The organism is Bullifex porci, from assembly GCF_009695635.1.
GTDB classification, from domain to species: Bacteria; Spirochaetota; Spirochaetia; order Sphaerochaetales; family Sphaerochaetaceae; genus Bullifex; species Bullifex porci.
Genome location: NZ_VUNN01000004.1, coordinates 42,701 through 54,623, shown reverse-complemented (window position 1 = coordinate 54,623; position 11,923 = coordinate 42,701). Strand labels below are relative to the sequence as shown.

Sequence of the window (11,923 nt, the reverse complement as noted above, 5' to 3'; positions counted from 1 at the left end):
TCAACAATGTCATACATGTGCATGCTCTCTATGATGATGCCCCTCTGGGCATAATATCTTCTTTTATAAAATCACTTTACATTATTATTTTAGGCTTTTTGGATGTCATTATTGACTGTTATATATTTATGTATATTCAGTGCATAATTATGCACTTTTAAAAGGAAAAATAAAATGAAAAAACTTATAGCTTTTGCACTTATCTCTTTATTAATCGTAACTTCAGCTTTTGCTGGTGGCGCTTCTGAAAAGGCTGCATTAAAAATCGGTGTTCCTGATGATGCAACAAACCAAGCAAGAGCAATTAAGCTCCTTGAAACAGCGGGCTTAATCGAAGTTGATCCAGCTGTTGGCTACTCACCTGAGATTAAGGATGTAACAAAGTACATCTACAATATTGAAATTGTACCAACAACAGCAAACACACTTTTCTCAACACTCGATGACTTTGGTGCCTCAACAATTAACGGAACATATGCCACATCAGCGGGCTTAGTTCCTTCTAAGGATGCTATCTTAATTGAGACACAGGATGAGGGTGGTAATAATCCATTTGTAAATATCATCGTAGCTCGCTCAAGTGAAAAAGATAATCCTGTTTATAAGAAGATTATTTCTGCATACCAGACAGAACTTGTTGCAGAGTACCTCCTTGCAAAATATAAGGAAGCTTACTTCCCAGCATTTAAATATGATAGCGCTACAGTACAATATCCAGATGTTCTTGATGTAGTTGATAACTATGTTTCATCATCAGCAGGTAAGACAATTGTTAAGGTTGGTGTTTGTGGTGCTGCTAATGAGTACTGGAATGCAGTACAGAAGATATTGGATGAAAGAGGAGAGAATATCTACATCGAACGTGTTGAATTTGATGCTTATAACCTTCCTAATGAAGCATTAAATAACGGTGATATTAACCTCAATGCTTTCCAGCATAAAGCTTACTTAAACAAGGAAATAAATGCTAACGGATATAAGATTGAAGCAATCGGTGATACATTAATTGCTCCACTTTCACTTTACTCAAAGAAAGTAACTAGCGTTGATGCTCTTAAAGAACTTGCAGGAAAGAACTAATGAGTTATTCAATTGAAACAATAAAAAAAGAAGTTTCACAGGAGAGGGACCAATTGGTCTCTCTTCGTCGTTATTTGCATACCCATCCTGAGCTCCCTAGAGAAGAGTATGAAACAGCAAAGTTTATTGAAGAGGAGCTTCATAAGCTTGGGCTTAACACAAGAAGAGTTGGAGAAACAGGTGTATATGCACTATTAGAGGGTACAAAGCCTGGTAAGGCATTAATATTACGTGCTGATATCGATGCTCTTCCAATAACAGAGACTCATGAGTGTCCATATAAAAGTGTAAATGATGGAAAGATGCATGCATGTGGACATGATGCTCATACTGCTGCACTTTTGGGTGCTGCAAAAATCCTTGTAAATCATAAGGATGATATAAAAGGCTCAATAGCCTTTTGCTTCCAGCAGGCAGAGGAAATAGGTTATGGCGCTAATATCTTTGTTAATGAGGGTTTAGTTAAAGGTGATCGTTGCTTTGGCATTCACTTAGCTTCAAATATTGAATGTGGAAAAGTTTCTGCAACTGCTGGTCCTAATAATGCTTCTGTTGACTACTTTAAGATAAAGGTAAATGGATCTTGCGCTCATGTATCAACACCTGAGCTAGGAATTGATGCTGTTTATATAGCATCTATGATAACAGTAGGGGCACAAGGATTAGTTACAAGAAGGACTAATCCAACAGACTCAGTTATTATCGGTATCGGTAAGATAGTAGCTGGAACTGCATACAATATTGTTGCGGGTGAGGCTGTTTTAGAGGGAACTATCAGAGTAATGTACCCTGAAATTAGAAGCCAGGTTAAAGCAGAGCTAAAGGCTTTGGCTGAAAATACTGCTAAGATATATGGTGGTGAAGCTTCTATTGAGTATCAAGATTTTACTGCTCCTCTTATTAATCCTGAAGTACCTACCCATGAGGTTCAATTAGTAGCTACAAAGCTATTTGGCAGTGATAATGTAATTACTAATCGTAAGTATTCTCTTGGTGGTGATGATTTTGCAGAGTTTAATATTGAGGTTCCTGGCTGTTATGCATATGTAGGTTCTGGTAATCCTAATATTAAGGAAACAACTTTAGCCCATCACGACTCATCTTTTGATATTGATGAAAGGTGTCTCGAGGTTGCAACACAATTGCATGTTGCATATGCTTTAGATTATTTAAACGATAATATTTAATTTTAATACAAGCATATAGTGATATTTCTATCACTATCATGCTTGTTAAGATAACTTAATTAAAGCTTATACCCTAAGGTTTCTGCTATAGATAAGAATTCTTCTTTAGGTAAGCCGGAGTTTTCAATTGCATAGTCTAAGGTAATAGCACCTTTATTAACAAAATCTAATAAAATTTCAGTTTTACCCTTAGCTACCCCCTTAGCCATACCAGAATCAAATGATTTTGCAGCATACTCACGCATAGCTTCACAAACTTCGTCTTCACCAATTTCACTTGTCTTATAATACATAGCACACTCCTTAATTACATCGTCTTTCATTGTCTTATAATCACTTGATATAAGGCTTTGCATTAAATTGTCTAATTCTTTTCTGCCTTTATTCTTTGCATTTATATAAATTATACGGCTCCCATCATCAAGTGACAACTTCGATTGGTCATCATACCTCTTAAATTCATATAACTGCTTTCCTTTATCAAAGATATCATCCTCCATTAAGAATATAACAATTTGGTCTTTTATTTTGTTATAGTCCTTTTCTCCAGCTTCCAAAGTATATTTAACATCTATTGCTGATGATATATACCTTGCTCGCTTTCTCAAATTACCCGTGTTAGTTGCTTGTACCTCTATGTTATATAAATTACCCTCACTATCAACTGCAAGGCAGTCTAGTATGACAGAGTGACTATCTTTAAAGAGGTGAATATCATCTTGAGTATTTACACTTAAAATTTTTATATCATCTCTATTTAAAGATAATCTGACGATATGCTCTACAAGAATAATATTACCCTTAGCCATTGTTCGAAATAAGGTGTCATCAATTGGCCTTAATTCCTTCACAATTTCCCTTTCTTCATTTGTATATTTTGTTTTTATTATCAAAATTGTTATCCTTTTTGAAAATATAGTATTTGGCGAGAAAGTATAACGAGAATTTACTCTCTCTTTTTTTATTACCTCCTACTAGTAATACAAAAAAACTTTTAAATTTTCGTAAATTTGAGAAATACAGCTAATTATTTCCTTTGTTCTTACTATTAGGTGTTAATATTAGTTGGAGATAAAAATGAAGAAGAAAGAAAAAATAATATTATTGCTACTACTATTAGTTCTAATAATAGGAGTTGCTTTTACATTATATGTAAATGATTATTACCATGCAGAAACTGACGCTCTAAAGGTTTTAGATGAAGAAAATATTATTGTAAGTAAAGATAGTATCATTTTAAAGGGAAATAGTGAGATTGGCATAATATTTTATCCAGGAGCAAAGGTCGAAGCTGAAAGCTATTTACCAATTTTATCAAAGCTAAGAGATAAGGGTTTTACTACTGTCTTAGTTAAGATGCCTTTTAATATGGCAATATTTAACAGCAATGCTGCAGATAAAATAATTAAAGATAATAGTGATATAAAGTATTGGTATATTGCAGGTCACTCTATGGGTGGTGCTATGGCATCAAGTTATGCTGCAAAAAACCAAGAAAAGGTTGAAGGCTTAATACTTCTTGGCTCATACATTTATGGTGATTACCCAGAAGAAAGAACATTAACAATATATGGATCTTTAAACCAAAGTGTAGAGGATAAAATTAATTACACTAAAAATATAGTTGAAATTGAAGGTGGAAACCACGCTCAATTTGGTAACTATGGATTTCAAAAGGGTGATCTTGAAGCAACTATATCTGCAGAAGAACAGCAGGATATAAGTGTTGATGCTATTACTACTTTTATTAACCAAAATTTATAAAGAAATCTCTTTTTCTTATTATTTACAGGAATTTTTCTATTTCCCTTATTAAGTAGAGGAAATGTATGTTTGTTCTAACCTTGAACAAATTGAAATAAATTTTCAGTAAAAATTGAAAAAAATTTTCGTTGACAGCTGAAGAATGTGGATTTAAGGTATAATATATGAATGGAATCCTGCTGAAGATAATGAATAATAGAGATTACTTCTCCTCTAAAGAGCTAGAGGTTGCTAATGCTATCATTCGCGATCCAGGATTATTATTATCATCTACAATTATTGAATACGCAGAGCACATCAAGACCTCTCCTGCAACTGTTACTAGATTTTGTAAAAGAATGAATATTTCAGGCTTCCAAGAGCTAAAGCTCTTAATTGCACGAGCTGCAAAGGATGAGGAAGTAAATATTGGCTCTATTGAGAGTGATGAATCAAAATCAATGGAAACAACCGATGGCATTATTTCTAATGTAATGAATAATGCTATTTCATCTATACATAATCTTAATAAGTTTCTCAATAACGATACTTTAGAGAGCGTTGTTTCTGCAATTAAGAATAGTAGACATATATTAATATGTGGTGTTGGAGCAAGTGGAGTTGTTGCTAAGGACTTCCATCAAAAGCTTGTTAGAATAGGTATTCTATCAAATTGTGATGATGATTTTGACTTAGCTAAAGTACAGGTTACCTCCTTTGATTCAAGAGACCTCGTAATTGCCTTTTCATACTCAGGTATGAAATCAGAGATAAAGAGTATAGTATCTATTGCTAAGGAAAAGGGTGCAACAGTTATTGCAATTACTAGAGCCGGAAGCAACCCTATAGCGAACAGTGCTAACTATCACATTCCTGTTGCTCCTTCTGAAGCTATCTTTAGAGATGGTGCAACTGTATCAAGACTTCAAATGCTAATAGTTGTTGATATACTCTATCAAATGCTTATCAATAGTAATTCTACTAGTGCATTGGCAACATTAAAGGAAACTTGGAGAAATGTTGCTTCAGGAGGAAAGGATGAATAAAAGAATTTATCTTCAATCTGAAAATAATATCCCATATATCGATCTTTACCTTCATGAAAGAGCAAAGAAAGAGTCAATAGTATTAGTTATTCCTGGTGGTGGATATTTCTTCTGTAACCCTAGGGAAGGAGAGGATATTGCATATAATTTCCTCTCTAGAGGGTTTGATGCAGCTGTTTTACAATACAGTACCAATAAAGGAGATCTCTATCCTAAGCAACTTATTGAGACTGCTAAAGCAATCGACTATATCAAAAAAACGCTTGGGTATGAAAAGGTTTTTTTATGTGGCTTTAGTGCAGGTGGGCATTTAGCTGCTTCAGTTGCAACTCTATTTAATAAGGAAGAAAGAATTAAGGAATATGATTGTCGTCCTAATGGCTGTGTGCTTTCCTATCCAGTATTAATTTCGAGAAGATTTGAAAATAAAATTACACTCGATAATTTATGCGGGAATGATGAAGCACTTCGCTCTTGGGTTAGCTTAGAGGATAGAGTAGATAGCCAAACTCCAAAATTCTTTATTTGGCATACCTTTGAGGATGAGAAGGTTCCAGTTGAAAACTCTTTAATTTTTGCCTCTGCTTTAAGAAAAAATAATATAGCCTTTGAGCTTCATATATATGAGAAGGGTCCTCATGCGCTTTCTCTCGCAACAGATATTACTGCTGAAAGAGAGGAAGACGTAAATAACCATGCTTCTAGCTGGTTTGACCTAGCTTGTGATTGGATTAAAAACTGTCTTTAATAGAAAAAGGAGATACCAAGATGAAAAAACTATTAGTATTCGCTTTATTAGTAGTATTGATGGTTCCTGTATTTGCAGGCGGTGCAAGTGAATCCGCCTCTGCTTCAACAGCAGATAAAACCAAGGTTACTTTCACAGTAGCTGGAAACCCTTATCGTTTCTTCCACTTAACAAGTGCAGGCTGTGGTGGCGATGATAACATCGTACTCGCTAACGTATACGATAACTTGCTCTGCCTTGAAAACGATGGTTCCCTCTCAAATGCATTAGCTGAAAGCTATGATCTTAGTGCTGATGGTACTATCTATACTTTCCACTTGAGAAAGGGTGTTAAGTTTACAAATGGAAGAGAAATGACAGCTGAAGATGTTAAGTTCTCATTAGATAAAGGTTCTCAGGGACCTCTTGGTGGACCTCTTTTGATTAACTACAAAGAGTGTCGTATCGTAGATCCTTATACTGTTGAAGTTGAACTCTCAGCTCCATATGCAGCATTCCCATATTGTGTTGCATCTCGTGTTGGTGGCGTTGCTTGTAAGAGCTATTGGGAAGAGGTTGGTGATGAAGGTTATCAGAATGCACCAGTTGGAACAGGCCCATATAAGCTCACAGCTTATGCAGCTAACGACTACATCACATTGGAAGCTAACGAAGAACACTGGAGAGGTGCTCCAGCTGTTAAGACTATTCAAATTGAGCTCGTAGCTGACCCTAACACAATGATTCTTGGCCTCCAGAATGGTGACTATGATGTAATGGGTAACCCTTCTATTGAGATGGTAACAAGATTTGAAAAGGATCCTAAGATTAACACAAGTGTTGCTTCTTCAACTGGTAGAATTACACTTTACTTAAATGCAAGAAATGGTATCACAAGTGACATTAATTTCAGAAAGGCTGTTCAGGCTGCAATCGATAAGGAAGAAGTTAATATCGCAGTAAACAATGGTGCAGCAACTCTTATTGATGTTGACCTCTGCCCAATGTATACAGGTCACCCAACTTCTGGCTTACACATTGTAACTAAGGATGTAGAGAAGGCTAAGCAGTATCTCGCAGCTTCTGGCTACAAGAATGAAGAGTTTGGTATCCTCGTTCAGGCTGGTACAAACTATGAAACAGCTGCTAAGGTAATCCAGGCTCAGCTCATGGCTGTTGGTATTAACTGTAAGGTTGATGCTGTTGATAACACAACATTAAGAAGCCGCGATGGTTCTCGTGACTTTGATGGTTACCTCTGTGATAACCTCTCATCAATTCCTGATGCAGATGCTATTGCCGGATTCTTCAAGCCAACTAGATTTGCAGAAAGCGTAAGCTACCCAAGAGCTCCAGAGATTTATCAGCTTTCACAGAAGGGATGTTCAGCTCAGGGCGATGCACGTCTTCCTTACTACACAGAAATCTGTAACATCATCACAGATGAGGCATACATGGTTCCTCTCTACAATGGAATTACAACTATCGCTTATAACGCTGACTTAGGCGGAGTAGGTGCTCACTGTCTTAACTACTACCTCTTCAGATATTGGTACTGGAAATAAGTTAATTGGTCTTTGTGGGGGAATCTTCCCCCACAAATCAAAAGTTTTTCATTATAAGGAATTAAACATTGAACTGGCTTAAATACGCATTGAAAAGGTTATTGATGCTTATCCCTGTAATCATAGCCGTTACCTTTGTCCTTTTCGTAATATTATCATTTGCTCCTGGAGATGTTGTTAAATCAATCTTAGGAGATGAAGCAACTGCTGAGCAGATTGCTGAACTTAAACATGAACTCAATCTCGATCAACCTTTGTTGATAAGATATGTTAGATATATGTTTGATGCTTGCCGTCTAGATTTCGGCTCATCATGGACAAGTGGATATGAAATTCTTCCTGAATTTGCAAGAAGACTTCCATATACACTTCTCGTTACAACTCTTTCAGTCCTATTTGCTGTTGGCTTTGGAATTCCTCTTGGAATTGCATCTGCAGTAAAGGAGCATAGCCTGTTAGACTATGGTAGCACCTTCTTAGTAATGCTACTTGCCTCAATGCCTGCCTTTTGGCTAGGTACGCTATGCCAAATATTCTTCTGTCTAACGCTGCGATGGCTTCCTGTATCGGGTGTTGGCTCTTGGAAGCACTTTATTTTGCCATCTATTATTTTAGGTGCATCCTCCCTTGCAACTATGATAAGAATGAGCCGAACTAGTATGCTCGATGTAATTAAGATGGATTACATCAGAACTGCTCGTGCTAAGGGTGCAGATGAGAAAAAGGTACTCTACCACCATGCAATAAGAAATAGCTTAATTCCAGTTATTACCCAAATTGGTATTAGCTTTGCAGGCGGTATCGGTGGTGCTATCGTAACTGAAAACATCTTTGCTATTCCTGGTATTGGAGTAATGCTTGTAAATGCCGTTAAGAGCCGTGATGTACCTGTAGTAATGGGTGTAATTATCTTCGTTACTATAATTGTTGGTATTATCAACCTCATAGTTGACTTAATTTGTGCGATTGTTGATCCACGTATCGACTTTGCTTCATAGGGGATTAATATGTTGAAGAAAAAGAATAAAAAGCCACTATCAGAATATAGCTCATGGGAGCTTATCGGTTACAGGTTTAAAAAGAATAAGCTTGCAATGCTTGGTGTCGCTATGCTTTCTGCTATCATCATAGTTACATTACTAGCTCCAGTATTTATCCCATATGAGAAAGTTATTGAACAAAATGTTAGACAAAAGCTCCAAGGCCCAAGTGTTGAGCATATCTTTGGTACAGATGAATTAGGAAGAGACATGCTTGCCCGAGTCCTATATGGCGGTAGAATATCGCTACTATGTGGTATCGCGATTATTGCTATAGCCTTTGTCTTTGGTGCAATCATAGGTGGTATCGCAGGCTTTATCGGTGGTAAGGTTGATACCATATTAATGCGTATAGTAGATGCGCTAATGGCTGTTCCACCAGCACTTTTAGCTATGGCAATCATTACAGCCCTAGGCAATGGTGTATTTAACCTAGTAGTTGCGCTTGCTATTGCTCAAATTCCACGTTTTGCTAGAACAGTACGTTCATCTGTATTAACTCTTAGAAACATGGAGTATGTAGAGGCTGCAAAGTGCTACGGCTCTTCCTCTATGAGAATAATTTTAAAGCACATCCTTCCTAATGGTATTGGACCAATCGTTGTTGCAGCAACACTAACTCTTGGTGCTGTAATCTTAAGTATCTCCTCAATGGGATATCTTGGACTTGGTGTTGCTTCTCCAACTCCTGAATGGGGTACTATCATCAGTGAAAATAAGATTAACATTAGATATTATCCATACCTCGGTCTTATTCCTGGTCTATGTATTATGTTTACTGTTATGGCTGTTAACTTCATTGGTGATGGTTTAAGAGATGCCTTTGACCCAAAGAGCAAGAACTGATAAAGGGAAAATAAGATGAATGATGATCTACTTCAGATTGAAAAACTAAATGTAGAATATATTACCGATGATGCGATTGTATATGCGCTCAATGACTTTTCTTTGAATGTTAAAAGAGGCGAGAAAATTGGATTAGTAGGAGAAACAGGTGCTGGTAAAACAACCCTTGCTCTTTCAATTTTACGCCTACTTCCAAAGAAGATTGGAAAGATTACATCTGGCTCTATTATCTATGAGGGTGATGAGCTTCTTGATAAGCCTGAGAGCTATATGCTTGGCTTGAGAGGCAGAAAGATCTCTATGATCTTCCAGGATCCTATGACAAGCTTAAATCCTGTAAAGAGTGTAGGAGACCAGGTTCTTGAGGTTTTAAATCTCCACTTCCCTAATTTATCGAAGGATGAGAAAAACCAAAAGGTAGATGAAATCTTCCGTTTAGTTGGTATCCCAGCAGAGAGAAAGATTGAGTACCCTCACCAATTTTCTGGTGGTATGAAGCAGCGTATTGTTATTGCTATGGCACTTATTTCAGAGCCTGAGCTACTACTTGCAGATGAACCTACTACCGCTCTTGATGTTACCATCCAGGCCCAAATTTTGGAGCTTATGAAGGAGTTAAAGGAGAAGTTTAACTCTGCAGTAATTTTAATTACTCACGATCTTGGTGTTGTTGCTGAATTCTGTGATGCTGTTGCAGTTGTATATGGTGGTAGAGTAGTTGAAATTGGAAAGGTTGAGGATATCTTTGGAGAGGGAAATAACCATCCATATACAAAGGGCTTAATTAACTGTATTCCAGATTTAACATCTACAGCTACTCGCTTAAGTCCTATAGCTGGACGTATGGGTGACCCTAGAATAAAGGTTCAGGGCTGTTGCTTTGCAGAGCGTTGTCCACATGCAAGTGAAAAGTGTAAGACAACTCCTCCTCCAATGGTTTATGAAAATGACCATGGTATTCTCTGTCATTTATTTAGTAAGGAGGGCATTTGATGAGCACACCTTTAGTTGAAGCAGTAAATGTTAAAAAATACTTTAAGACACCACGTGGCCTCTTACATGCTGTAGAGGATGTAAACTTTAAGATTTTTGAAGGTAAAACTCTTGGAGTTGTAGGTGAATCAGGATGTGGAAAATCAACCTTAGGAAGAACAATTTTACGTCTTCATGAAGCTACCTCCGGTCAAGTTTTATATAATGGTGAAAATATCCTTGAGTATAAGAAGCGTGAGATGCATAAGGTTCAGAGAAATATGCAGATGATCTTCCAAGATCCATATTCATCTCTAGACCCTAGAATGAGTGTACGCGCTTTAATCATGGAGCCTCTTGAGGTAGTTGGTACTGGTGAAAAGCTTTCAAAGGCTGAAAAGAGGGAGAAGGCAGATAGAATAATGGAGCTATGTGGACTTCCTTCTAACCATGCAAACTTATATCCACATGAATTAGATGGTGGCTTAAGACAGCGTGTTGGTCTTGCTAGAGCAATGATATTAGAGCCAAAGTTTTTAGTTTGTGATGAACCTGTATCAGCTCTTGATGTATCAATTCAAGCTCAGATTCTAAATCTACTTATGGATTTACAGGATAATAAGGGCTTAAGCTATATGTTTATCACTCATGACCTCGCTGTAGTAAAGCACATTAGTGATCAGATTATGGTAATGTACATGGGCCAAGTTATTGAGCTTGCAACCTCAGACGAGCTATTTAAGAGTCCACTCCATCCATACACTAGAGCTTTATTAAATGCTATTCCTACAATCGATCTTTCTAGAAGAAATAGAGAGAAGGTTACATTAAAGGGTGAGGTTACAAGCCCAATTAATCCAGAACCTGGTTGTAGATTCGCTAAGCGTTGTCCATTTGCAAGTGAGAAGTGTAAGCAAGATCCTGTATTAAAGGAAGTTGCACCAGGACACTTCGCAACCTGTACTATGGGTGCAAAATAAGGATATATTATGGCTCATTTACGTGTTGATTTCAGATCAGAGGTCATGGATATGAATACATCCATGACAGTAATTCTCCCTGAACAGAAAAAGCTTGATAACACTAAGGTAGTTTACTTACTTCATGGCTTAGCCGATAACTGCTCAGGGTGGTCTAGATATACAGCTGTTGAGAGGTACGCTAGAGAAAAGGATATCGCCTTAGTTATTCCAGAGGTACAGCGTAGCTTCTATGCTGATATGGCTCTTGGCCTTGATTACTTTAAGTTTATCAATTGTGAGCTTCATACTATTTGCGAAAACTTCTTTGGTTTTTCAGATAAACGTGAAAATAGATATGTTATGGGGCTCTCAATGGGAGGGTATGGTGCTTTAAAGTGTGCCCTCTCTACACCTAAGTGCTACCAAGGGTGTGCAGCATTTTCTTCTGTTGCTGATATCGAAACAACAGTATATTCAAGTAATGATGGAAGAAAGAAGGAGTATAAGGCTATCTTTGGAAATGATATCCCAGAGGAGAGTAATTTATTTAAGCTCTTAGAGAAAAATAGTGATATTCCTCATATCTATCTTGCTTGTGGTGATGAGGATCCTAGAATCATTCATAGTGAGAAGATGAGAGATGCTCTAAAGCTTAAGGGTGTCGATGTTACATATGAGCATTGGTCTGGTGAGCATAATTGGATTTTCTGGGATGCTGCTGTAAAGAAAGCATTTGACCACTTCTTTAAATAAGG

Annotated in this window: 12 protein-coding genes; 11 read left to right on the top strand and 1 reads right to left on the bottom strand. The window is 37.0% G+C overall.

Annotated elements, in window-relative coordinates; translation table 11 throughout:
• Positions 1-174 precede the first annotated feature (174 nt).
• Both FYJ80_RS03415 and FYJ80_RS03410 read left to right on the top strand, forming a co-directional pair.
• On the top strand, positions 175-1,080 hold the full coding sequence (locus tag FYJ80_RS03415; RefSeq protein ID WP_154424727.1) for a MetQ/NlpA family ABC transporter substrate-binding protein: 906 nt from the start codon (positions 175-177) through the stop codon (positions 1,078-1,080).
• Positions 1,080-2,267, top strand: a complete 1,188-nt coding sequence (locus FYJ80_RS03410) for a M20 metallopeptidase family protein (RefSeq protein ID WP_154424726.1) — start codon at positions 1,080-1,082, stop codon at positions 2,265-2,267. The genes FYJ80_RS03415 and FYJ80_RS03410 overlap by 1 nt, the downstream gene beginning before the upstream one ends.
• Positions 2,268-2,326: 59 nt before the next feature.
• On the opposite strand, the gene FYJ80_RS03405 is transcribed toward FYJ80_RS03410, so the two are convergent.
• Positions 2,327-3,118: an Rpn family recombination-promoting nuclease/putative transposase gene (locus FYJ80_RS03405; RefSeq protein ID WP_154424725.1), complete on the bottom strand. Its 792-nt coding sequence runs from the start codon at positions 3,116-3,118 to the stop codon at positions 2,327-2,329.
• A 226-nt stretch (positions 3,119-3,344) separates the two neighbouring features.
• On the opposite strand from FYJ80_RS03405, the gene FYJ80_RS03400 reads away from it, so the two are divergent.
• From FYJ80_RS03400 to FYJ80_RS03360, 9 genes are all read left to right on the top strand, one after another.
• Positions 3,345-4,031, top strand: coding sequence for an alpha/beta fold hydrolase (locus tag FYJ80_RS03400; protein ID WP_154424724.1), 687 nt, complete (start codon positions 3,345-3,347; stop codon positions 4,029-4,031).
• 164 nt (positions 4,032-4,195) lie between these two features.
• Complete coding sequence (locus FYJ80_RS03395; RefSeq protein WP_154424723.1) at positions 4,196-5,056, top strand: MurR/RpiR family transcriptional regulator; 861 nt, start codon at positions 4,196-4,198, stop codon at positions 5,054-5,056.
• Positions 5,049-5,804, top strand: a complete 756-nt coding sequence (locus FYJ80_RS03390; protein WP_206360941.1) for an alpha/beta hydrolase — start codon at positions 5,049-5,051, stop codon at positions 5,802-5,804. The genes FYJ80_RS03395 and FYJ80_RS03390 overlap by 8 nt, the downstream gene beginning before the upstream one ends.
• 20 nt (positions 5,805-5,824) lie before the next feature.
• Positions 5,825-7,348, top strand: a complete 1,524-nt coding sequence (locus FYJ80_RS03385; protein ID WP_154424721.1) for an ABC transporter substrate-binding protein — start codon at positions 5,825-5,827, stop codon at positions 7,346-7,348.
• A gap of 68 nt (positions 7,349-7,416) precedes the next feature.
• A complete protein-coding gene (locus tag FYJ80_RS03380; RefSeq protein ID WP_268878555.1) occupies positions 7,417-8,346 on the top strand; it encodes an ABC transporter permease in 930 nt (309 codons plus the stop codon).
• Positions 8,347-8,355: 9 nt separating this feature from the next.
• The gene (locus FYJ80_RS03375; RefSeq protein ID WP_154424719.1) at positions 8,356-9,234 is read left to right on the top strand and encodes an ABC transporter permease; all 879 of its coding nucleotides are present in this window, start codon (positions 8,356-8,358) and stop codon (positions 9,232-9,234) included.
• A 15-nt stretch (positions 9,235-9,249) separates the two neighbouring features.
• Positions 9,250-10,227, top strand: coding sequence for an ABC transporter ATP-binding protein (locus FYJ80_RS03370; RefSeq protein ID WP_154424718.1), 978 nt, complete (start codon positions 9,250-9,252; stop codon positions 10,225-10,227).
• Positions 10,227-11,186: an ABC transporter ATP-binding protein gene (locus FYJ80_RS03365; RefSeq protein WP_154424717.1), complete on the top strand. Its 960-nt coding sequence runs from the start codon at positions 10,227-10,229 to the stop codon at positions 11,184-11,186. Before FYJ80_RS03370 ends, FYJ80_RS03365 begins: the two co-directional genes overlap by 1 nt.
• A gap of 9 nt (positions 11,187-11,195) precedes the next feature.
• Positions 11,196-11,921 carry an alpha/beta hydrolase gene (locus FYJ80_RS03360; RefSeq protein WP_154424716.1) on the top strand — a complete coding sequence of 242 codons (726 nt, stop codon included), beginning with the start codon at positions 11,196-11,198 and terminating at the stop codon, positions 11,919-11,921.
• Positions 11,922-11,923 lie beyond the last annotated feature (2 nt).

Bases quoted from the DNA above. Each gene is read 5' to 3' on its own strand.
- FYJ80_RS03375 (WP_154424719.1), top strand. From the start codon at position 8,356: ATGTTGAAGAAAAAGAATAAAAAGCCACTATCAGAATATAGCTCATGG.
- FYJ80_RS03410 (WP_154424726.1), top strand. From the start codon at position 1,080: ATGAGTTATTCAATTGAAACAATAAAAAAAGAAGTTTCACAGGAGAGG.
- FYJ80_RS03370 (WP_154424718.1), top strand. From the start codon at position 9,250: ATGAATGATGATCTACTTCAGATTGAAAAACTAAATGTAGAATATATT.
- FYJ80_RS03365 (WP_154424717.1), top strand. From the start codon at position 10,227: ATGAGCACACCTTTAGTTGAAGCAGTAAATGTTAAAAAATACTTTAAG.
- FYJ80_RS03395 (WP_154424723.1), top strand. From the start codon at position 4,196: ATGAATGGAATCCTGCTGAAGATAATGAATAATAGAGATTACTTCTCC.
- FYJ80_RS03390 (WP_206360941.1), top strand. From the start codon at position 5,049: ATGAATAAAAGAATTTATCTTCAATCTGAAAATAATATCCCATATATC.
- FYJ80_RS03415 (WP_154424727.1), top strand. From the start codon at position 175: ATGAAAAAACTTATAGCTTTTGCACTTATCTCTTTATTAATCGTAACT.
- FYJ80_RS03400 (WP_154424724.1), top strand. From the start codon at position 3,345: ATGAAGAAGAAAGAAAAAATAATATTATTGCTACTACTATTAGTTCTA.
- FYJ80_RS03360 (WP_154424716.1), top strand. From the start codon at position 11,196: ATGGCTCATTTACGTGTTGATTTCAGATCAGAGGTCATGGATATGAAT.
- FYJ80_RS03385 (WP_154424721.1), top strand. From the start codon at position 5,825: ATGAAAAAACTATTAGTATTCGCTTTATTAGTAGTATTGATGGTTCCT.